This is a genomic window from Flavobacterium branchiophilum FL-15 (genome assembly GCF_000253275.1).
GTDB classification, from domain to species: Bacteria; Bacteroidota; Bacteroidia; order Flavobacteriales; family Flavobacteriaceae; genus Flavobacterium; species Flavobacterium branchiophilum.
On the sequence record NC_016001.1, the window covers coordinates 1057737 to 1081102 of the forward strand.

Annotated in this window: 13 protein-coding genes and 2 tRNA genes; 11 read left to right on the forward strand and 4 right to left on the reverse strand. The window is 34.8% G+C overall.

Annotated elements, in window-relative coordinates; translation table 11 throughout:
• Positions 1-47 precede the first annotated feature (47 nt).
• The 3 genes from clpX to FBFL15_RS04545 form a co-directional block, all read right to left on the reverse strand.
• Entirely contained in the window at positions 48-1283 is a 1236-nt protein-coding gene (clpX, locus tag FBFL15_RS04535) for an ATP-dependent Clp protease ATP-binding subunit ClpX (protein ID WP_014083476.1), read from the reverse strand.
• Positions 1284-1338: 55 nt separating this feature from the next.
• On the reverse strand, positions 1339-2016 hold the full coding sequence (gene clpP / locus FBFL15_RS04540; RefSeq protein WP_014083477.1) for an ATP-dependent Clp endopeptidase proteolytic subunit ClpP: 678 nt from the start codon (positions 2014-2016) through the stop codon (positions 1339-1341).
• 234 nt (positions 2017-2250) lie between these two features.
• On the reverse strand, positions 2251-3576 hold the full coding sequence (locus tag FBFL15_RS04545; RefSeq protein ID WP_014083478.1) for a trigger factor: 1326 nt from the start codon (positions 3574-3576) through the stop codon (positions 2251-2253).
• 164 nt (positions 3577-3740) lie between these two features.
• Here FBFL15_RS04545 and FBFL15_RS04550 point away from each other — a divergent pair, with 164 nt between their 5' ends.
• The 6 genes from FBFL15_RS04550 (at position 3741) to sov (ending at position 15654) form a co-directional block, all read left to right on the forward strand.
• Entirely contained in the window at positions 3741-4667 is a 927-nt protein-coding gene (locus FBFL15_RS04550; protein WP_014083479.1) for a DUF58 domain-containing protein, read from the forward strand.
• 87 nt (positions 4668-4754) lie between these two features.
• Positions 4755-4828 (forward strand) — tRNA-Asp (locus tag FBFL15_RS04555).
• Positions 4829-5039: 211 nt separating this feature from the next.
• Positions 5040-5114, forward strand: a tRNA-Asp gene (locus FBFL15_RS04560).
• A gap of 351 nt (positions 5115-5465) precedes the next feature.
• On the forward strand, positions 5466-7772 hold the full coding sequence (locus tag FBFL15_RS04565) for an NADP-dependent malic enzyme (RefSeq protein ID WP_014083480.1): 2307 nt from the start codon (positions 5466-5468) through the stop codon (positions 7770-7772).
• Positions 7769-8350 carry a Holliday junction branch migration protein RuvA gene (gene ruvA, locus FBFL15_RS04570; RefSeq protein ID WP_014083481.1) on the forward strand — a complete coding sequence of 194 codons (582 nt, stop codon included), beginning with the start codon at positions 7769-7771 and terminating at the stop codon, positions 8348-8350. The genes FBFL15_RS04565 and ruvA overlap by 4 nt, the downstream gene beginning before the upstream one ends.
• 59 nt (positions 8351-8409) lie before the next feature.
• Positions 8410-15654, forward strand: coding sequence for a T9SS outer membrane translocon Sov/SprA (gene sov, locus FBFL15_RS04575; RefSeq protein WP_044032439.1), 7245 nt, complete (start codon positions 8410-8412; stop codon positions 15652-15654).
• 317 nt (positions 15655-15971) lie between these two features.
• On the opposite strand, the gene FBFL15_RS04580 is transcribed toward sov, so the two are convergent.
• Entirely contained in the window at positions 15972-16886 is a 915-nt protein-coding gene (locus FBFL15_RS04580; protein ID WP_014083483.1) for a helix-turn-helix transcriptional regulator, read from the reverse strand.
• A gap of 769 nt (positions 16887-17655) precedes the next feature.
• Between FBFL15_RS04580 and FBFL15_RS04585 the strand changes: the two genes are divergently transcribed.
• From FBFL15_RS04585 to FBFL15_RS04605, 5 genes are all read left to right on the forward strand, one after another.
• On the forward strand, positions 17656-18198 hold the full coding sequence (locus FBFL15_RS04585; protein WP_014083484.1) for a hypothetical protein: 543 nt from the start codon (positions 17656-17658) through the stop codon (positions 18196-18198).
• Positions 18199-18242: 44 nt separating this feature from the next.
• A complete protein-coding gene (locus FBFL15_RS04590) occupies positions 18243-21317 on the forward strand; it encodes a beta strand repeat-containing protein (RefSeq protein WP_014083485.1) in 3075 nt (1024 codons plus the stop codon).
• 157 nt (positions 21318-21474) lie between these two features.
• Positions 21475-21831: a cytochrome c family protein gene (locus FBFL15_RS04595; RefSeq protein ID WP_014083486.1), complete on the forward strand. Its 357-nt coding sequence runs from the start codon at positions 21475-21477 to the stop codon at positions 21829-21831.
• 97 nt (positions 21832-21928) lie between these two features.
• Positions 21929-22621: a superoxide dismutase gene (locus tag FBFL15_RS04600; protein WP_014083487.1), complete on the forward strand. Its 693-nt coding sequence runs from the start codon at positions 21929-21931 to the stop codon at positions 22619-22621.
• 29 nt (positions 22622-22650) lie between these two features.
• Complete coding sequence (locus FBFL15_RS04605) at positions 22651-23343, forward strand: superoxide dismutase (protein WP_014083488.1); 693 nt, start codon at positions 22651-22653, stop codon at positions 23341-23343.
• Positions 23344-23366 lie beyond the last annotated feature (23 nt).

The following is a 23366-nucleotide window of genomic DNA, read 5'->3' on the forward strand; positions in this document are numbered from 1 at the left end:
TCAAACATATTGTGTTTGAGGGATTTTTGGTTTATAAACCACCTGTTTTACGAGGCTATTTCCAATCGTTTTAATAAATTTTGACTCAAGGCTTGTGCGGCATAATTTAAATCGATGTCGAGTTTTTTATTTTCAGAACTTGGCAATTCATACATGGCATCGGTTAGGATGGCTTCGCAAAGCGAGCGTAAACCTCTGGCTCCTAGCTTGTATTCTAGTGCTTTGTCCACAATAAAATCCAATGCTTCGTCTTGTATTGTAAATGCTACCTCGTCCATTGCAAATAATTTGCTGTATTGTTTGATTAACGCATTTTTGGGTTCTGTCAAAATGCTTCTCAAGGTGTCTTTATCCAATGGATCCATGTGGGTAAGCACTGGCAAACGGCCTATAATTTCTGGAATCAACCCAAAATCTCTGATGTCTTTTGGAATAATATATTGCAATAAATTGCTGTTATCTACTTGATCCTTGTTTTGCGAGGTGCTGTAGCCAACGGCTTGTCTGTTCAAGCGTTTTGAAATAATTTTTTCAATGCCATCAAAGGCACCTCCTGCAATAAACAAAATATTTTGGGTGTTTACTTCAACAAATTTTTGATCAGGATGTTTTCTGCCTCCTTTTGGTGGCACATTTACAACTGTTCCTTCCAAAAGTTTCAATAATGCCTGTTGCACACCCTCGCCCGATACGTCTCTAGTAATGGAAGGGTTGTCGCTTTTGCGGGCAATTTTGTCTATTTCATCAATAAACACAATGCCTCTTTCGGCTTTCTCTACATCATAATCGGCAGCCTGAAGCAGTCGAGTAAGCAAACTTTCTACATCTTCGCCCACATATCCTGCCTCTGTAAGTACGGTAGCATCTACTATGGCAAGGGGCACATCTAACATTTTAGCAATGGTTTTGGCTACTAATGTTTTGCCAGTACCCGTTTGTCCAACCATAATAATGTTGCTTTTTTCAATTTCCACTTCGTCTTGAGATGTTTGTTGCATCAACCGTTTGTAATGGTTGTAAACAGCTACCGACATGACTTTTTTGGTTTGATCTTGTCCTATTACATATTGGTCCAAAAAAGCCCTGATTTCTTTTGGTTTTCGTAAAATCAAATCGGAGTTGTTGTTGCGTAATTGGGCGTTGGATTTGATTTCTTCTTGGATAATCATGTGGGCTTGTTCAATACACGAATCGCAAATAAAGGTATCGATTCCTGCAATTAACAATTGTGTTTCTGCTTTTGTTCTGCCACAAAACCCACATGCTGATTTGTTTTTTGCCATTTTTTTGGTTTTAATAATCGTATTAAAAATAGTGCTCTTGGATAGTGTAGTTTTATTATTTGTTTCGTCTCAAAACTTCGTCAATCATGCCATAATCTTTGGCTTCATCGGCAATCATCCAATAATCTCTTTCACTGTCTTGGTGTACTTTTTCAAAACTTTGACCCGAATGTGTCGAAATTATGTGATACAATTCGTCTTTGAGTTTCAACATTTCACGCAGGTTGATTTCCATGTCTGTGGCCACTCCTTGAGCACCGCCCGATGGTTGATGAATCATCACACGAGAGTGGGGTAGAGCAGAGCGTTTGCCAGCAGCCCCAGCACACAACAATACAGCGCCCATAGAGGCTGCCATACCGGTACAAATGGTGGCTACATCGGGCTTGATGTATTGCATGGTGTCGTATATTCCAAGCCCTGCATATACGCTGCCACCTGGTGAGTTGATGTATATTTGAATGTCTTTTGCGGCATCGGCACTTTCTAAAAACAAGAGTTGTGCCTGAACAATGTTGGCAATTTGGTCGTCTATTCCTGTGCCTAAAAAAATGATTCTGTCCATCATCAATCGAGAGAACACATCGAGTTGCGATACGTTGAGGTGTCTTTCTTCGATGATGTATGGGGTCATGTTTTGTGGTTGCAGGTGTGCGATCATTTTGTCATAATACATGGCATTTACGCCTTGGTGTTTGGTAGCAAATTTTTTAAATTCTTTTCCGTAGTTCATGTTTTGTTATTTTATGGTTATGTTTTGTATTAGCCCAGATAGTAGTGAAAAGTTTTTGAAATGGACGACTATTTTTTGATTCTAAAAAAAAGCGACCGGCGGAAGCTCTTTTTTTTGAAATCAAAAAAAGGAGTACATGAAAAAACTTGAAACGAATAGCTGGATTGGCTTCAAATAAAAGAGCGTCAAAAAAATGTTTTTCTGACGCCCAAATATAGTTATTTTTTTTAAATATTATTCACCATACATTTCTTTTACGAATTCGTCGTAAGTAACGTGTTTTTCGGTAGCATTGGCTTTTTCTTTAAACAATTCAAGTAGTTTGACAGCTACTACTTGGTCTGATAAACGGCGAACTTCGTCTTGGTTTGACAAAACTTTTGCCACTATACCTTGAACCTCTTCGTCTGTTGGGTTCAGTTGTCCGTATTGAGCCATTTGTTGGCGGATTAATCCTTGTGTAAAGCCTTTTAAGTCTTCAAAAGTAATTTGAATATTGTTTTGAGACAATGCTTTTCCTTCGATTAATTGAAAACGCAACCCTTTTTCAGAGCGGTTGTATTCTACTTCGGCTTCTTCTGGCGTAAGGTTTTTGTCGCCTGCAGTTTGCAACCATTTTTTTAGAAAGGCTGTTGGCAAATCAAATTTTGTGTTTTCGATTAAAAAATCTTGAACATCTGTCAATAATTTTTGATCGGCTTGTTGAGCAAATTGATTTTCGGCATCTTCTTTTATTTTGGCTTTCAACTCTTCGAGGCTTGCTACGTTGCCTTCTCCAAATAATTTGTCAAACAATTCTTGGTTTAATTCGGCTGGTTCTATAGCATGAATGCTTTGAATCGTAAAGTCTATATTGATGTCTAATCCGTGTACTTTGTCATGACCAATTTTGAGGTAGTCCATCAATTGGTGGTCGTCTTCAAATAGGCCTTTTGTGGCCAATGTTACCACATCGCCTGCTTTTTTGCCTAGGAATAAATCGGCAGTAGCTTTGTCTTTAAAAATGTCTAATGATACAATGCTTGAATTGTTGATGCCTTCAGCTTCGTTTGAAAAAGTACCTTCTATTTCGCTGTTTTGAGCTACTTCGTCTTGCGGAATTGGGGTGCCAAATTGTTTTTGGATTCTGGTAACCTGTCCGTCTATTAGTTTGTCATCTGCAACGATAACATATTTTACAATATCGTTTTTGGCTTCTAAATCCAATTCAAATTGGGGTACTAAACCAATTTCATATTCAAAAACAAGCTCTTCATTGTCCCAAGAAAACGAGTCGTTTTCTTTAGCAATTGGCGATCCTAAAAGGTTTAATCTTTCAGATTGTACATATCTCGTAAGTGCTAAATCCACTACTTTTTTTACTTCTTCAATTTTAATAGCTTTTCCATATTGTTTGGCTACTAAATCTTTGGGTACTTGTCCTTTTCTAAAACCTTTAACAGTAGCTAGAGGCATTTTTTCGTTTATTCTTTTGGCCACCTGACCTTTGTAATCCATGTGCACAACGGTCATTACAATTACTTCATTTACAGCGTCTATTGCTACTCTTTTAATATCCATTTTTATGTTTTGTTACGTGATAATTTTGGCTGGCAAAAATATATATTTTTTTAAACAATTACAATTTTTTTTGGCGAAATAAAAATAAGGGAATTGGCTTGTTTGAATGGTCATATTTTTGATGAAAAAAGTATTGTTTATCAAAAAAAATGTATCTTTGAATTATGAATTTAGAGCATCAACAAGCAACCATCTCCCGATTTCAAAATTTAGAACTTCTTGCCCATCAAGTAGTTGAAGGATTTATTTCGGGTATGCACAAAAGCCCTTTTCATGGGTTTTCGGCTGAATTTGCAGAGCATAAAGTGTATAATAGTGGCGAAAGTACCAAGCATATCGATTGGAAATTGTTTGCCAAAACGGATAAATTGTTTACCAAAAGGTATGAAGAGGAGACCAATTTGAGGTGTCATTTTATATTAGACAATTCGAGTTCGATGCACTTTCCTGCATTGAAAAGGCCTCAAAATTTTTTTGAAAACAAAATAGGATTTTCTGTTTTGGCAACGGCCGTATTGATGAATTTGTTAAAAAAACAGCGAGATGCCGTTGGGATGAGCGTTTTTTCTAACGACTATGATTTTTATGCCCCCGAAAAAGGAAGTGAGCGGCACCATAGTATGTTACTTCATCAATTAGAACACTTGATAGAAAACCCTCAAGAAAAAAAGACTAGCAATATTATTACATTTTTGCATCAAGTAGCCGAAAAAATACACCGCCGATCGATGATTATTATATTTTCGGATATGTTTCAAACAGAAGACCACAAGTTATTGTTTGACGCTTTGCAACATTTGCAACATAATAAACACAAAATAGTATTGTTTCATGTTATGGAAGCCGCATCAGAATGGCATTTTCAGTACGACAACAGCCCTCGAAAATTTGTAGATTTAGAAACGGGCGAAAGTGTGAATGTATTTGCCGAAGGGATACAGCAAGAATACAACAAAATGATGACTTCTTTTGTAAAAAATTTGGAATTGACTTGCTCTCAAAACAAAATAAAGTATGTACCTGTTGATGTATCGGGTAATTTTGAAAAAATTATGACCACATATTTAGCTGAAAAACAAAGTTTTAGATAAAAGAATATAAAATTAAACTATTTTTTTTAGAAAAAAGCTTGGAAATAATAAAAACAGTTGTATATTTGCACCGCAATAAAGCACAATGGTTTGGTAGTTCAGTTGGTTAGAATACATGCCTGTCACGCATGGGGTCGCGGGTTCGAGTCCCGTCCAGACCGCAAAATTGGAGAAGCACTTTGGAAACAAAGTGCTTTTTTGTCCAAAATAAGGTTTTTAAAATAGTTGTGTTGTTTTCGTCATGTTTTAAAAGCATGATAAAGGTTTAGTAGTTAGACCAATGAAAAGCTTTTCGCTTCGGCGATAAGCTTTTTTAAACAAACAGTTGTATTTATTGAAATATTTTTTATATCTTTATAGCCAATAATATTAGGTTTGGTAGTTCAGTTGGTTAGAATACATGCCTGTCACGCATGGGGTCGCGGGTTCGAGTCCCCGTCCAGACCGCTAATGATGTAGAAACTCAAAAAAGGAGCGTTATACATTAGTCATAAAGATATTAAAAATAGTTGTGTTGTTTTCGTCATGTGTAAAAGCATGACAGGTTTAGTAGTTAGACCAATGAAAAGCTTTTCGCCTCGGCGATAAGCTTTTTTGATTTTATATCAAATCCGAAATCGTTTGCGTCTGTTTTTAAAAAAAACAAGAAATTTATTGTTAAATATCTTTGATTTGCATTTTTTTTAAAAAGTTTAGCCTTAAAAATTTCCTTTTTTAACGAAGTCTTATATCTTTGTAGGTCGATAAAAATTATTATATCAATCTAATAATTTTTTTTTATAAAACTACTTAAACAAAATGAAACAATACAGTAAAAGAAGAGAGGCACTTTTATACCATGCCAAACCAAGACCAGGAAAAATTGAAGTTGTTCCCACAAAAAAATATGCAACCCAACGGGATTTGTCGTTGGCTTATTCTCCAGGGGTGGCAGAGCCTTGTTTGGAAATTGCAAAAGACGTTAATAATGTATATAAATACACTGCAAAAGGCAATTTAGTAGCCGTAATATCCAACGGAACGGCCGTTTTGGGTCTTGGAAACATTGGCCCCGAAGCCTCAAAACCCGTTATGGAGGGAAAAGCGCTGTTGTTTAAAATATTTGCCGATATCGATGTATTTGATATTGAAGTGGATGCTACGGATATCGATAAATTTATCGAAACAGTAAAAGCCATTTCGCCAACTTTTGGTGGGATCAATTTAGAAGATATTAAAGCACCAGAATCATTTGAAATAGAAAGACGTTTGGTTGAAGAGTTACAAATTCCTGTCATGCACGACGACCAACACGGTACGGCCATCATTTCATCGGCAGCCTTGCTCAATGCTTTAGAATTAGCGGGTAAGTCTATTGAAAACATCAAGTTAGTGGTTTCTGGAGCTGGTTCTGCAGCATTGGCTTGTTCAAATTTGTATGTATTATTAGGAGTAAATCCCAAAAACATCATCATGTTTGACAAAGATGGGGTATTGTGTAAAGAAAGAACAGATTTGTCTGATTTACAAAAAAAATATACTTCCGGACAATTGGGCACCACTTTGAAAGAAGCCCTTCAAGATGCCGATGTGTTTTTGGGGCTTTCGGCTGGCAATATTTTAACGCCCGAAATGCTTTTGGGTATGGCAGCCAATCCTATTGTGTTTGCAATGGCCAACCCTGTTCCAGAAATAGATTATAACCTGGCCATCAATACCCGAGACGATATTATTATGGCAACGGGTCGATCCGATTATCCAAACCAAGTAAATAATGTATTGGGATTTCCTTATATTTTTAGGGGAGCTTTGGATGTTCGGGCTACTAAAATAAACGAAGCCATGAAAATGGCCGCAGTAAGAGCATTAGCAAATTTGGCCAAGCAACACGTTCCGGAGCAAGTTAATATTGCTTATGGCGAAACCAAACTTAATTTTGGAAAAGAATACATCATTCCCAAACCTTTTGATCCTCGATTGATAACCGTTGTATCGCCAGCAGTGGCAAAAGCCGCCATGGATTCGGGGGTAGCCTTACAACCCATAACCGACTGGGAACGCTATGAAATTGAACTTTTAGACCGTTTAGGATCTGATAATAAAACCGCCCGATCGTTGTCTAACAGAGCAAAATTAGATCCGAAAAGACTGGTTTTTGCCGAGGCAGATCATTTAGATGTGTTGAAAGCAGCACAAATTGTATATGAAGAAGGCATAGCAAAACCTATATTATTGGGTAATAAAGAAGTAATATTAGAGTTGAAAGACGAAATAGGTTTTGATGCCGATATTGCCATCATAGACCCAAAAGACAAAGAACACGACCACCTTCGATTGGAGTATGCCAAAATGTTTTTTGAACAAAGACAGCGCAGTGGCATATCGCTTTTGGATGCACAAAAATGGATGAGAGAACGCAATTATTTTGCAGCAATGATGATCAAACATGGCGAGGCAGACGCATTAGTTACAGGTTATTCGAGGAGTTATCCAAATGTTGTAAAACCCATGTTGCAAGTGATTGGCAAAGCCAAAAATGCCTCGTTGGTAGCTACAACAAATATTATGATGACCAATAGAGGGCCTATGTTTTTGTCGGATACAGCTATAAACATCAATCCAAGTGCCGACGATTTAGCTAAAATTGCGATCATGACTGCAAAAACGGTTAAAACGGTTGGGATAGAACCCGTTATAGCCATGATTTCATTTTCAAATTTTGGTTCCTCTACAGACGAAAGTGCCCGAAAAGTAAGGCAAGCAGTGGCTTATTTGCATCAAAACCACCCCGAAATTATTATTGACGGCGAAGTTCAAACCGACTTTGCACTGAACCCAGATTTGTTGTTGAAAAAATTTCCATTTTCAAAATTGGCGGGTAAAAAAGTGAATACATTAATTTTTCCAAATTTAGAGGCTGCCAATATCACCTACAAACTGCTCAAAGAATTGTATAAAGTTGATTCCATTGGCCCTATTATGTTAGGAATGGACAAGCCTGTTCATATTTTTCAACTTGGAGCCAGTGTAGAAGAGATGGTCAATATGTCGGCAGTGGCCGTAGTGGATGCACAGGAAAAAGTAAAAAAACAGTTGTATTTGACCTCAAAAAATCAAAAGATATGATTGCACACATTCAAGGAAAATTAGTAGAAAAAAGTCCAACAGAAGTTGTAATAGACTGTGGGGGTGTAGGGTATCAAATACATATTTCGCTGCATACTTTTTCACTTTTGCCACAAACAGATTTTGTAAAGTTATTTACTTATCTACAAATAAAAGAAGATGCACATAGTTTATTTGGATTTGTAGAAAAATCGGAAAGAGAAATTTTTAAATTGTTGTTGTCTGTTTCAGGGATTGGAGCTGGGATTGCTCGAACTATGTTGTCGTCATTAGACCCAAAACAAATTATTCAAGCCATAGCCTCTGGCGATGTCAGTACGATACAATCCATCAAAGGAATTGGAAGTAAGACAGCACAGCGTGTAATTTTGGATTTGAAAGAAAAAGTTTTAAAAATATACGATTTAGACGAAGTTTCGATGGCTCATTACAATACAAATAAAGAAGAAGCGTTATCTGCTTTGGAGGTTTTAGGATTTGTTAGAAAAACATCAGAAAAAGTCATAGAAAAAATTTTAACACAAACCCCAGACGCAAGTGTTGAAGCGATCATTAAATTAGCCTTAAAAAATTTATAATATTGAAAACATTAACTTTTTTTACCAATAGTTGTTCCCCAAAAATAGGTTTTATAATCATGTTTTTTTTGATGGGATTGAGTGTAATGGCACAAGTAGATTCTACAAAAACAGCTGCTGTCAAAGACACTTTAGGATACCATAAAGGCAAAATAGCATTGAGCAATCCACCCACTATTGTGGAGGCTTATAGTTATGACCCTATTGGAAATCAGTATATTTTGACTAGTAAAGTTGCTGAATTTTCCATTAAATACCCAACTATATTGAGCCCAGCCGAGTATCGAAAATTGGTATTAAAAGAGTCTATGCACGATTATTTTAAGAAAAAGGCCGATGCGATGGATGGTAAAAAAGAAGGAAGTGAAGCGGCTAAGAAAAATTTATTGCCTCGATATTATATCAATTCAGGTTTGTTTTCTACCATTTTTGGAAGCAATACCATCGATATTAAACCCACGGGATCTGTAGAATTGGATTTGGGACTTCGATATACAAAACAAGACAACCCTGCATTGACTCCTCAAAATAGGGCTACCACTACTTTTGATTTTAACCAAAGAATTAGTGTAGGTTTAAAAGGTAAAGTGGGTACACGATTGAATGTAAATATGAATTATGATACCCAATCGACTTTTTCGTTTCAGAATTTAATTAAATTAGAGTTTAATCCGTCAGATATATTGGCAGATACAAAAATACCTGATCTTTCAAAAATACCAACCTCTGGACAACAATTGGCCAACGCGATTCCAAAATCGTTTGAAGGGAAAACAGACGATATTTTGCAAAAATTGGAAATTGGAAATATTAGCATGCCATTGAGTGGCTCATTAATTAGAGGTGCACAAAGTTTGTTTGGAGTAAAAGCCCAATTCAAATTTGGAAGAACTACCATTACGGGTTTGTATTCTGAACAAAAATCAGAAACCAAGTCGGTTACATCTCAAAATGGTGCTACGGTACAAGAGTTTAATTTATTTGCTTTGGATTATGATGCCGACAGACATTTTTTCTTGTCGCAATATTTTAGAAATCAATATGATAAGGTATTAAAAAGTTATCCTATATTAGACACCCGTGTACACATAACCCGAGTAGAGGTATGGGTAACCAATAGACAAAATAGAATCAATACTACCGAAAATAATTCCAGAAATATAGTAGCCCTTCAGGATTTAGGAGAGTCAGAATTGACCAATGTACCCAATGAGGTGTCAAGTTTTTCACTGACCAATACCATCACCCCTTTTTTTATGGTACAACCCAATTCGCCTGCAGACAATAAAAATAACAAATATGATCCTGCCTTGATAGCTTTGGGAGGTGGTATTTTGGATGCCGATATTCGAACAATTGCTACAATCAATGATGGTTTTAATGGATTTGCAATAAATCCTAGCGAGGGCAGAGACTGGGTAAAACTAGAAAATGCCCGCAAATTGACGGCAAGTGAATTTACTTTTCATCCACAACTTGGATACATATCCCTACAACAAAGACTTACAAACGATGAGGTTTTGGCCGTTGCTTATCAATATACAATTGGAGATGAGTTGTATCAAGTAGGAGAATTTGCCAATGACGGTGTCAATGCAACTAATGTAGATAATATTGGTATCCCAAGTACCCAAAGTTTGGTTTTGAAAATGTTGAAAAGCAGTTTGACCAATGTAACACAACCCGTTTGGAATTTGATGATGAAAAATATTTATCAAATTCAAGGAGCATATCAATTAACTCCTCAAGATTTTAAATTTAACATTGTATATAGCGATCCTTCACCATTAAATTATATCAAACCCGTTGGTACTACCCCTTTTCCAGCCAATCCATCTATCGAAAATAGGGTAGCCGAAACACCTTTATTGAAAGTATTTAATATGGATAAACTCAATTTTACCAACGATCCGCAACCAGGAGGCGATGGTTTTTTTGATTTTTTACCTGGAATAACAGTAGATGCACAAAATGCACGGGTTATTTTTACAACAGTTGAGCCATTTGGAAAAACTATTTTTGATAAATTAGGATCTACAGAAGATTATTACAATACAACTTCATATAACCCAAACCAGGCCAAATATGTTTTTAGAAGTTTATATACAGGAACGCAAACGCAAGCCCTACAAGATGCTGAAAAAAACAAATACCAATTGAAAGGAAAATTCAAATCGAGTAGTGGCGACGGCATACCGCTGGGAGCTATCAATGTACCCAAAGGTTCAGTAGTAGTTACTGCAGGAGGACGTGTTTTGCAAGAGGGGATAGATTATACGGTTAATTATCAGCAAGGTAGGGTTCAAATATTAGATCCTTCATTGCAAGCCTCGGGAATTCCAATTCAAGTATCGGTAGAAAATAATTCCATTTTCGGACAACAAACACGACAGTTTTATGGGTTAAATGTAGAGCATAAATTTTCGGATAATTTTGTTGTTGGGGGAACATTTTTGAGAATGAGCGAACGGCCATTTACACAAAAATCAGCTTATGGTCAAGAATCTGTAAACAATACTATTTTTGGATTCAATACAAGCTATACCACAGAAGTGCCTTTGTTTACAAGGCTTGTAAACCAATTGCCCAATATGGATACTGATGTAAAATCTAATTTGAGCTTTAAAGGAGAAGTTGCCTTTTTAAAACCAGACACCCCCAATACAGATAAAGTAAATGGAGAATCTACCATTTATGTAGATGATTTTGAAGGCAATCAAAGTACTATAGACATGAAAGCGTCGTTGTCTTGGAGCATGTCTAGTACCCCCATTTTTGATGGTACGCAAGGATTTCCTGATTTTGGAGCGAGTTCAACCAATATTGATTATGGTTTTAAAAGAGCTTTAATCAATTGGTACACCATCGACCCTACTTTTTATATAGAAACGCAAGCAGGAACCAATTTGAATTTGAACAAAACCAGACGAATTTACAACAGCGAATTGTTTCCTGATAGAGATTTGGTTGCTGGACAAACTACGGTAATTAGTACATTTGATTTGAGTTATTATCCAAACGAAAAAGGGCCTTATAATGCTAACCCCAATTTTGCTACATCGCCATTTCAAAATAATTTTGGAGGTTTAACACGTGCAATCAATACCACCAATTTTGAACAAGCTAATGTAGAATACATTCAATTTTGGGTAATGGATCCATTTGTAGATACAGCCAATCCAACGGAGGAAAATCCGGTAACTAACAAAGGTAAATTGTTTTTTAATTTAGGAGAAATATCGGAAGATATATTGCAAGATGGGAAAAAACAATATGAAAATGGGTTACCAACGCCCAATGCCAATACTTCGCCAACAAGCACATCAATTTGGGGAAAAGTTCCTGCGTCGCAATCATTGATTTATGCATTTGACGCCATAGATGTCAACCGCGAAAGTCAGGATGTAGGGTTAGATGGATTGACAGATACCGAAGAGGCTGCAATATATAATAATACTGGCCCAGACCCTGCAGGCGATAATTATCAGTTTTTTTTAAGTGCCACTGGAACGGTTTTGGATCGATACAAAAAATACAATAATCCACAAGGTAACTCGCCTGTTACGGTAAGTAACACCGATAGAGGAAGTGCAACATTGCCCGATGTAGAAGACCTTAATCGAGACAATACCATGAATACAATCAATGCTTACTATGAATACAGTATAGACATTGATCCAACTAAAATGCATGTGGGCAACAAGTATGTAGTGGATGAAAAAGAAATAGACATTACTTTAAATAATGGTAATATAACCAAAACCCATTGGGTACAATATAAAATACCGATAGTAAATCCAGAACGAATTATTGGTGGAATTTCAGATTTTAGATCCATTCGATTTATGAGAATGTTTATGACTGGATTTTCTCAGCCAGTAACCATGCGTTTTGGAACACTCGATTTGAGTAGGGGCGAGTGGCGACGCTATACCAATTCGATGGATGCCACAGACAACAATTTGGCAGATGACAACACGGCATTGGATGTTTTGGGTGTAGATATTATTGAAAACTCAAACAGAACACCTATTCCTTATGTGTCGCCACCAGGTGTTGTAAGAGAACAAGTATATAACAACAATTCTATCATTAGACAAAATGAAAAAGCATTGTCATTAAAGGTAGCGGGAACAGATGGTTTAGAAGCTGGGGATTTGAGAGGGGTTTTTAAAAATGTAAGTGTTGATATGCGTCAGTATAAAAATCTCAAAATGTTTTTACATGCCGAAAGTATCAAAGGAGAACCTGAATTGAAAAATGATGAAATGATAGGTTTTATTAGATTTGGAAATGATTTTACACAAAATTATTATCAAATAGAAATCCCTTTAAAAGTTACTGCACCAACAGCCCGAAGTGCAGAAGAAATTTGGCCCGAAGACAATCAAATTGATTTGAATTTGGCATTATTGACAAAAATAAAAGTTTTGGCCATGGGCAACAACCTTATAGCCGATGTAGATGGGATAAAATATTTGAGCGAAGCCGAATTAGACCCCGCCAATGCTGGAAAACCAAATTTGTTGAAAATAGGAATCAAAGGAAATCCAAACTTTGGTGAAGTGCGAAATTTGATGGTCGGAATTAAAAATAATACTAAAAACAACCCTATTTTGAATGCCAAAAGCATCAAAGGCGAAGTGTGGTTTAACGAATTGCGATTGGCAGGCATAGACAACAAAGGCGGTATGGCCGCAATAGCCTCTTTGGATACCAATTTTGCAGACTTGGCAACATTATCGGCAACGGGAAAAATGAGTACTATTGGATTTGGTGCTTTGGAACAATCTACAAACGAAAGAAGTAGAGAAGATTTGAAACTTTATGATATAGTTACCAATATCAATATCGGAAAATTGTTGCCAAAAAAATGGAAAGTCAATTTGCCGTTCAATTATGCCGTTGGAGAACAATTCATAACACCAAAGTTTGACCCATTTAATCAAGATATCGAACTTAAACAATTGATAGACATAACTGCAGATGCAAACGAAAAAAATAATTTGTTGAACCGTGCTATAGATTATACCAAACGAAAAAGCATCAATTTTATAGGTGTAAAAAAAGAAAAGGGCGAAAAATCAAAACCACATGTATATGATTTTGAAAACCTGACCCTTTCGTATTCTTATAACCAAACCGAACACCATGATTATGAAATAGAAAGTCTTGTCAATCAACAGGTTAAAACAACTGTGGATTACAGTTACACCTTTCAACCCAAAGCCATAGAACCATTTAAGAAAGTAAAAATGCTTAAAAGCTCATATTTGAAACTATTACAAGATTTTAATTTCAATTATTTGCCTTCAAATATCAATTTTAGTTCCAATATTTTAAGACAATACAACAAACAACAGTTTCGACAAGTAGATGTAAACGGTATAGGTTTGGATCCGTTGTATAGACGAAATTATACTTTTAACTACCAATATGGTTTTAATTATAACCTTACTAAAGCATTGAAACTAAATTTTACAGCGTCTTCAAATAATATCGTAAGAAATTTCTCAGATGAAAATAAAATTGCCGACCCTAATAATACCATTTGGACAGATTATTGGAACATTGGCGACCCTAATCAACACAACCAACAATTGACGGTAAATTATGAATTACCTTTAAACAAAATTCCGTTTTTAGCCTTTATCAAATCGAGTTATACTTATACGGGTACTTACTCTTGGCAACGGGCTTCAGATGCGATGGCTTCATTTGAAGCAGCAGATGGACAGGTGTATAATTTAGGAAATACCATACAAAATTCGGCCGCACATAAGTTGAATGTCGATTTTAATATGGATACTTTTTATAAATATATTGGCTTGACAAAACAAAAGAAAGCACCAAAACCTAACCCTACGCCAAAAGCACCGCCCAAACCCGGTGAAAAAATTGTAAATACCAATGTAGTTCCAGCAAAAGATACGAATGTATTTTTAGACGGATTAATTGGTGTCTTGACAAGTGTCAAAAATTTGAAGGTCGATTATACCCAAAACAGTGGCGCTGTATTGCCTGGCTATTTGCCGAGCATCGGATTTTTGGGCTCTTCAAGGCCAAGTATGGGATTTGTTTTTGGACTTCAAGACGAAGTTAGATTTGCTGCGGCACAAAATGGTTGGCTGACTAATTATCCGAATTTTAACCAAAACTTTACACAAGTAACTACCAAAAATTTGAAAGTTACTGCCAACATTGATTTGTTTCCTGATTTTAAAATAGACATCAATGCCGATAGGATTTATGCCGAAAACCATTCGGAGCAATATGATATTGTAAATGGTCAATACAATGCCCGATCGCCCTATATGACAGGAAATTTTGCCATTTCGACAGTCATGCTCAAAACATCGTTTAAGGCAAGTGACGAAATTTTTTCGTCGGCTTTTAATGATTTCAAGCACAATCGATTGATTATAGCAAACAGACTGGCCACGTCTCATTATGGATCTCCATTGTTTCCAACCCAAGCAGATGGTTACCCTGTAGGATTTGGAAAAAACAGTCAAGATGTGTTATTGCCTGCATTTTTGGCTGCCTATACGGGTTTTACAAGTGCAGGAATTGGAACAGAAGCGGCTAAAATATCGTTTAACCCTTTCAAGAATATTCCTTTGCCCAACTGGAATGTTAAATATAATGGCTTGATGCGATTCAAATATTTTAAAGAGCATTTCAAACGATTTTCTATTCAACATGCTTACAAATCATCCTATACGATAAACAATTTCAGGTCAAATTTAGAATACAGTCAAAATCCTAATGGCACTGACAAAAGTGATAATTTTTTTAGTAAGACGAGTATTTCAAACGTAAATTTGGTAGAACAATTTAACCCACTTATGCGAGTAGATTTTGAAACCAAAAACGGATTTAAAATTTTAGCCGAAATGAAAAAAGACCGTGCCTTGTCCTTGAGTTTTGACAACAGCTTGCTAACAGAAGTACGAGGGTTTGATTATGTATTTGGCGTAGGCTATCGCATCAAAGATGTAGCTTTAAGCTCTAAATTTGCCGATAATGCACAAGGAATTATCAAAAGCGACATCAATATCAAAGCCGATTTTTCGTTACGTGATACCAAAACAATTGTAAGGCAATTGGATTATAATAATAATTTGCTTGCTGGTGGACAAAAATTAATGTCTATCAAATTAACTGCCGATTATGCTTTTAGTCGTTACCTGACGGCTATTTTCTTTTATGATCATACTTTTACAAAAGCGGTAATTTCTACTGCATTTCCTATGACAAATATTAGATCTGGTTTTACATTGCGGTATAGTTTTGGAAATTAATACAATAGTGATAAATAAAAAAAGGCTGCCTAAAAATGATGAGGCAGCCTTTTTTATTAAATCATATTTAATACCCAACATATTTATAAAATAGCCCCAAGATGCGTAGTTATTTTTTAGAAAAAATTTTCAAAAAAAATCGTAGCATAGCTGGGCTACGGAACTATTTTTTTTGGCTCATTTTAGCAAAAAAGAACCAGTAGATTGGACTATTTTATAGGTATATTTGATATTAGTTGACTCTTTTTATAATAAAGCACCAATAGATTGGGCTAATTTATATGTATATTTTGGTATGAATAACGATAATTATATTGTTATTGATTCATGTTTTGAATATAGTCATACAATTCTACTTCTGCATCAAGGTTGAGTTTTTTTCTTAAATTGTATTTCTTAGTTTGTGTGCTGCGAACAGACAGATTTAATATTGTTGCTAGTTCTTTAGTTGAAAATTTCATGAATAACAAAAAACAAAACTTTTTTTCGTTGGGAGATAATTTTGGGGAAAAATTATTGAGGTTTTCCGTCAATATGGGGTAATAATTTTCAAATTGGATTTGAAAAAAAGCTTCATCGTTTTGTGCCGCATGAATTAATTTTTTATAATCCTTTTCTTCCATTATTTTAGATTTAGTTATTTTCTTTTCGATATTTTTATAAATATATTTTAAATTGATGTTGATTTTTTCATATAAAAAACCCAAACTAAACAAAACGGTAATTATTGCCAATAAGCTAAAAAGCATAAAACCAAAGTCGACATCTATAGTAATTGCATAATATTTAGATAAATAAATAGATGTTAAAAGATTTAAAAAGATAAAAAATATTATGAAAATATAGATTTTTTTATCATTTTGAACAGAAAAAAAAATGGGAAGGCTTGTAAAAATGGGAATAAAAAATAAGGAAGTGTTATAAATGTAGCCAAATCGGATAACATTATAGGACACAAAAATAGTTACCAATATAAATGAAGCAACTTTAGCCCATTTTATCAGTACCCATCTTAAAAATATTTGAACAAAAAAGAAAAATGATAGGGTTAAATCGCCAATATACATTGGGTAATTATATGGATTGAGATTAAAACTTACTGCAAAAATAGTAAATAATGAAAGACTTAGGCAGATAAGAAATTTATTGATCAATATTAAATGTGCTTTTTGAATTTCTTTATCTGAAGCTAAAATGTTTTGCTCGAATAATTTAGAAAAGTGAAATGTCATTGTAAAGTTTGTTTGTTGAGGTGTGGCAAATGTACTTCATAATTATTAGAATATAGGTGTTTAAATATCAAAATCATTTACATATAAAATACACAATATGTTAAATAGGCATACATATTATATACAACCTCATTTTAATTTCACTACTTTGAAAGCCAATTTTTTACAATTTGAAATATTAAGTTGTTGATAATCAGTAGATAAAATAAAATAGTTTGATGTTGATTTGCCTAGTATATATTGTGCATCATTTAAAGTATTGTTTTTAATTTATTTTTAAAAAGATTGAATATGTTTTTGTATAAAAAAAAATAATACTAGTGATAAAGGTAGAATGAACAAGAATCATATCAATTCATGATGCAAAAACAAATATAAATATAAATATATAATCAACGGAAGTAATTTTATTAGTTTGAAAGCTAAAAACATCAAAAAGTCGCATTTTTTAAGTCAAAAACAAAGTAAAAAACATATTTATTTTAAAACATATTTCACATGGAGTACACACTACCTACATTTTTTTATTTTACAAGTTTGAATTGTGTTGGTTTTTAATTTTTATAACTTGTTGTTATATAGTACTTTATATTTATTGTTGAAGTTTTATAATGCACTATGTACTTATAGTGTGTTTGAATAAATTTTAAAAGGACAAGCAGTCTATAATTTTGACCGTGCTGGTACAACCCCATATTAAATCAATATTGAACAAAAATGGATAGTATAATTTCAGTTTATTGCCATTTATATAAAACTTGTACTTACTTTGAAAACTTTTCTTAAAATAGTATTTCTTTATTTTGTTGTTACTCTAATGGGTATCAATGCCTGTATAGGGCAAGAATTGTTGTATAGTGCTAATAAAGAGGTTTGTGGGGTTGTATATGTTGTTAAAAACACTACAATAACTACGAATTTAAAAGCAGTTGCCATTGTTATTCCAAAAAGCAAAGTCATTAGCATAAAGCATCACGTTTTAAAAGCCAAAACGAAATTAAGCTTAGATAACACTTCAAAGGCTATAAAGAAAAACCTGATCAATAAATTCCTGCTATTTGCAAGTATTCCAGCACGACATGTAATGGTTCAATGGTCTTTTAGAATTGGCACAATACCTAATAATGTTTATAAATCAAGCTTCATAAAAATAAAGCCCACATTTACCCTACTTACCACTATCGTGGTAATGGCATTCATTCTTTCTAGAAAAAAGATAAACTCTATTATATATTATTTAATATTTTGTAAGTTAAATAGTTTAATAAATTCATTTTTTGCAAGACCTCCGCCTACAGTTATGAATTTTTAAAGTTTGATTAAAAAATATTTTCTTAATAATTAATTACAAAAAAAATGAAAAAAAGATTAATTTGTCTAGCCTTACTAACTGGTAGTGCTACGATGTTTTCACAAGTTGGAATAGGGACAACCGCTCCAAACGATAATGCCATGTTGGACATTCGTTCGACAACAAAAGGAATTTTGATGCCCAGATTAACCACAACAGAACGCAATACATTAGGTACAACATTGCTAGTTACACCAGACGTTTTAGAAAAAGGCATGCAAGTATTTGATACCAACACCAATACAATTTGGTTTTGGAACGGTGCTATTTGGGTAGAATTGAAAGATACCAATATTTATACAAACGATGGCACATTGGCTGGTAACAGAATAGTAACCCAAGGTGCCAATACTTTGGCTTTTACATCAAGTGTGGTTAATGGTTTTAGTGTTGGTGGGGCAACTTTTTCTGTAGATGCTCTTAATTCAAGAGTTGGTATTGGGAGTAGTACACCTTTGGCAAAATTATTTGTAACACAATCTGCGGGAGTAACAACCAATTTAGGTTCTTTTATCATAAATAATTGTGGTGGAGTTTGTGGTCAGAGTACGGCAAGAAACATTGTAATAGGTAATGCTAATGGGACAAGTTCTGAAAGTGGTTCACTCGATTTTGTATCAAGTACCATTTCAACAGATCCTACAGGTGCTTCTATTATTGGAATAGATAGAGACGGTACTAATCATTATGCGGGTTTATCATTCTTTACAAGAAATGCTACTAACTTTGCATCAAGAATGGTAATCAAAAGTTCTGGTAATGTTGGTATTGCCAATACAGCTCCATCAGAAAAACTGGACGTTACAGGTAATATTCGTTTTTCTGGCGCTTTAATGCCAAATAATACTGCAGGAACCACAGGTCAAGTACTGACATCGGCTGGAGCGGGAGTAGTACCAACATGGACAACACCTGTAAGTTCTAATATTTATACAGCCGATGGCACATTGGCTGGTAACAGAATAGTAACACAAGGCACCAATACTTTAGCTTTTAATTCTACAGCTACAACAGGAACAAGTCATTTTACAGTAGATGGTACTACTTTAAATATTGATGCTGTAAATAACAGAGTGGGTATAGGAACAGCTACTCCTAGTGTTGAATTAGACGTAATAGGTTCTGTTTTGGCAACCGTTTCGGGTACTACTCGATCGTTAAAATTGGAACATGGTGGAAGTAACTTAATTGTAAGGCCTGTAATTTCTGGTGGAAATTTAACTGCTATAGAAAATACCTCGGGAAATATTGTAATGAATCCTACATCTGGAAATTTGGGTGTTGCCAATTCAGCACCAACAGAAAAACTGGACGTTACAGGTAATATTCGTTTTTCTGGCGCTTTAATGCCAAATAATACTGCAGGAACCACAGGTCAAGTACTGACATCGGCTGGAGCGGGAGCTGTACCAACATGGACAACACCTGTAAGTTCTAATATTTATACAGCCGATGGCACATTGGCTGGTAACAGAATAGTAACACAAGGTACCAATACTTTAGCTTTTAATTCTACAGCTACAACAGGAACAAGTCATTTTACAGTAGATGGTACTACTTTAAATATTGATGCTGTAAATAACAGAATGGGGATTTTAAAAGCAGCTCCAACGGAAGCATTGGATGTTACAGGCAATGTTCGTTTTTCTGGCGCTTTAATGCCAAATAATACTGCAGGTACATCAGGTCAAGTACTGACATCGGCTGGTGCAGGAGCAGTACCAACATGGACTACACCAACGGCTTCAAACAATATTTACACTGCAGATGGTACGATATCTGGTGGTTTGTCAACTGTTTCAGGAATAACGGGTAATTTTAGAACCATTACTTTGGGTACTGGAAATGGATTGTCTATTGCTGGAGATGTAACCGCAAGTTTGCTTTTAAAAGGACCACAATTAGCCAACTGGGCCGATTTTGTTATCAATGCCAACGCAGACGGGGGGGCAACCGTTGGTACAGAGCATATTATGATGAAAATAAGGGGTAATGAATACATGAGGATTTTGGATGGTGGAAATGTGGGTATTAATAATACTGCTCCAACAGAAAAACTGGACGTTACCGGCAATATTCGGTTTTCTGGTGCATTAATGCCTAATAATACGGCGGGTACATCGGGACAAGTATTGACATCGGCAGGAGCGGGTACAGTGCCTACATGGAGTAGATCCAATCCTTTTAATATTCAAAATTCAACCAACACTGCTACTGCTAATACTTCAAATGCTTATTTGAATGGAAAAATGGCATTAGGCGATTTTTCTGCTAGCAGCATGCCAGCAAACGAGATTTTAAGAACCAGGTTGGGCGATATACACTTTCAAGGTCAAGATACAAATTTTTCAGATATTTATTTAACTTATGCGAGTAATACTTCTAGTCAATTTAATGCTTTTAATTTTCAAAGAAGTAGAGGAACTCTAGCTGCTCCTACTGCAACTGTAAATGGAGACCCACTTGGTGCCTTAACTTTTAATTCCCATACAGGAACGGGTTTTCAACTAGATGCAACAATTCAAGCGTCTAAGTCTGCCAATGGTGCTGTATTAGAATTTATAAGTCGGGTATCTAATGCTGGGTTTTTAAATACTTCTGCTTATTTCATGAAATTTAATGACGATAGGTCTATGCAAGTGGGCAATTTAGTAGATGGAAGCAATGCTGTTAATTTCCCTTATAGTGTAGTGGCAAAACAAGACGGAACCCTTGGTGTTGTTTCTAAAACTTTGGTTTTATCTATTGCTGGTCTAACTATTAACACAAGTTTAGATATGCGTACTTTAAGTTTAAATACCGTAAAAGATATTTATTTTGTAGATCAAAATGCTACTATTACTTTGCCAAATGCCAGCAGTGTTTGGGCTGGTAAAGAATTAAAATTTTACATATATGGGGGTGGTGCAAGTATCACTTTTACAAATGGTTTAAGTAGTGCATTGTCGACTGGTACTCCATTTCCTACTGGGATGTCATTTAATGGAACTACAATGTTTGTGAGTGGCGAAGCAAACCGTTTTAACTTTATCACTTTTATTTGTGATGGGGGGAATTGGTGGCCTGATTTAAGAAATTAAATTTATAGATAATAGAGTAGGTTGGTATTTTATTTTGCTTTTGAAATCTTTGGCAAGGTTTACAACTTTGTCAAAGATTACTTCTAAATCAGTACTGTGCTTGGTTCAACTAATTCATGATTGCGTTTTAATTGTAAACAATTAATATTTTATATATATGAAATCCAAATTCCTTATCTTATGTCTTGTAGCCATGACCTTTTCGTGCTCAAAAGATGAAACACCTGTGCCTGTACCTGTTGCTCCTGTGGCCGTTACAGCATTTACGAATACAACTATAAAACCTATATTGGACAAGTGTGTAGCGTGTCATGGTGCTGGTGGTGTAGCAGTAAACAAATGGTATTATAATCCTGCCAATTACGAAACGAGCATCAAAGCCAATATTGGCAAAATATATGCTCAAACAAGTGTTTTTGGAGCTGGTATGGCTACTGCCAATTATGGCAACCTGACACAAGCCCAAGTTAATGCTATAATTACATGGTATCAAGCGGGTTATCCAGCTAATTAATAACTTGAATATTAATATATTTCACAATCAATCACAAATCTTTAAAACCGTTTTGTGATTGATTTGTTTTAATTTTTTCTTAAAATTTATAAAAAAAATGAAAAAATCTACTTTGCTTTTTTGTGTGCTCTTTCTAGTGATGAATGTAGCAGCACAGTTTTCTCAAAAACCATTACCTTTTGGATACCATGATTTAGAACCTTTTATAGATGCTACTACTATGGAAATTCATTATAGCAAGCATCATGTAGCGTACATCAAAAATTTGAATGCAGCCATAAAAGGTACTGCTGCAGAAAAATTAGACTTAGCAACTTTGTTAAGCCAAATTTCTTTGCAAACCAATATGGTTCGAAACAATGCAGGCGGACATTACAATCATGAATTTTTTTGGTCCATACTTACTCCAAAAAAGGATACAAAACCAAGTAATGAGCTGCTAAATGCCATTACCGATAAATACAAGTCTATAGATTCGCTCAAATCCAAGTTTAATAAAATGGCTACAACCCGTTTTGGTTCTGGATGGGCTTGGTTGATTGTCAATCAAGAGGGTAAATTGGATATTTCTACCACACCCAATCAAGACAATCCATTGATGGACAACACCCCTCAAAAAGGGCATCCCATTTTGGCTATCGACCTTTGGGAACATGCCTATTATTTGAAATATCAAAACAAAAGAGCTGATTATTTACAGGCTATTTGGAATGTGATAGATTGGTATGAAGTGAGTGAGAAGTATCAAAAAGCAATGGTAAAATACTTACCTGAAGAGTTTAAATTTTGATTTTTTAATTTTTATAAAAATAAGCAAAAATGAAAAATATATTTACATACAGCCTACTACTATCTTGTTTTCAAGTTGCATTTTCTCAACTCAAGGGGTTCGAAATCAAACCATTGCCTTATGGAACCAATGCTTTGGAGCCTTTTTTTGACAATCAAACTATGGATTTACATTATTCAAAACATTATACAAGTTATGTAAAAAGTTTAAATACTGCTACTCAAAATACAGGCGTTGAAGTGTTGAAAGAAGAAGACATTTTACGTACTTATTCTAAAGTTAAACAAAATGTAAAAAATAATATTGGAGGTGTATATAACCATGAGTTTTTTTGGTCGATTCTAACACCCAAAAAAGGCAGTACACCTTCGGAACAATTAGAAAATGATATAAAGAAAAATTTTATAAATTTTGATACGTTTAAAATTAAATTTCAAAAGGAATCTGTCGCAAAATTAGGTTCTGGATGGGTTTGGTTGGTATTGAAACCCAACGGAAAATTAGCTATTTGTTCAACTTCTAACAATGACAACCCAATGATGGATAATGTAACAACAAAAGGCATTCCAATATTGACCATAGATTTGTGGGAACATGCTTATTATTTAAAATATCAAAACAAAAAATCAGAATATATTGCTGCCTTTTGGAATTTAGTAGATTGGAACGAAGTTAGCAAAAAATATGAATTAGCCATTAAAAAACAATTAATTAAAAAGTAAAAAAATATTTGAAATAATGAAAA

Excerpts from the sequence above, each read along its gene's own strand:
- clpX (WP_014083476.1), bottom strand. The coding sequence starts at position 1,283 with ATGGCAAAAAACAAATCAGCATGTGGGTTTTGTGGCAGAACAAAAGCA.
- clpP (WP_014083477.1), bottom strand. The coding sequence starts at position 2,016 with ATGAACTACGGAAAAGAATTTAAAAAATTTGCTACCAAACACCAAGGC.
- FBFL15_RS04545 (WP_014083478.1), bottom strand. The coding sequence starts at position 3,576 with ATGGATATTAAAAGAGTAGCAATAGACGCTGTAAATGAAGTAATTGTA.
- FBFL15_RS04550 (WP_014083479.1), top strand. The coding sequence starts at position 3,741 with ATGAATTTAGAGCATCAACAAGCAACCATCTCCCGATTTCAAAATTTA.
- FBFL15_RS04565 (WP_014083480.1), top strand. The coding sequence starts at position 5,466 with ATGAAACAATACAGTAAAAGAAGAGAGGCACTTTTATACCATGCCAAA.
- ruvA (WP_014083481.1), top strand. The coding sequence starts at position 7,769 with ATGATTGCACACATTCAAGGAAAATTAGTAGAAAAAAGTCCAACAGAA.
- sov (WP_044032439.1), top strand. The coding sequence starts at position 8,410 with ATGTTTTTTTTGATGGGATTGAGTGTAATGGCACAAGTAGATTCTACA.
- FBFL15_RS04580 (WP_014083483.1), bottom strand. The coding sequence starts at position 16,886 with ATGACATTTCACTTTTCTAAATTATTCGAGCAAAACATTTTAGCTTCA.
- FBFL15_RS04590 (WP_014083485.1), top strand. The coding sequence starts at position 18,243 with ATGAAAAAAAGATTAATTTGTCTAGCCTTACTAACTGGTAGTGCTACG.
- FBFL15_RS04595 (WP_014083486.1), top strand. The coding sequence starts at position 21,475 with ATGAAATCCAAATTCCTTATCTTATGTCTTGTAGCCATGACCTTTTCG.
- FBFL15_RS04600 (WP_014083487.1), top strand. The coding sequence starts at position 21,929 with ATGAAAAAATCTACTTTGCTTTTTTGTGTGCTCTTTCTAGTGATGAAT.
- FBFL15_RS04605 (WP_014083488.1), top strand. The coding sequence starts at position 22,651 with ATGAAAAATATATTTACATACAGCCTACTACTATCTTGTTTTCAAGTT.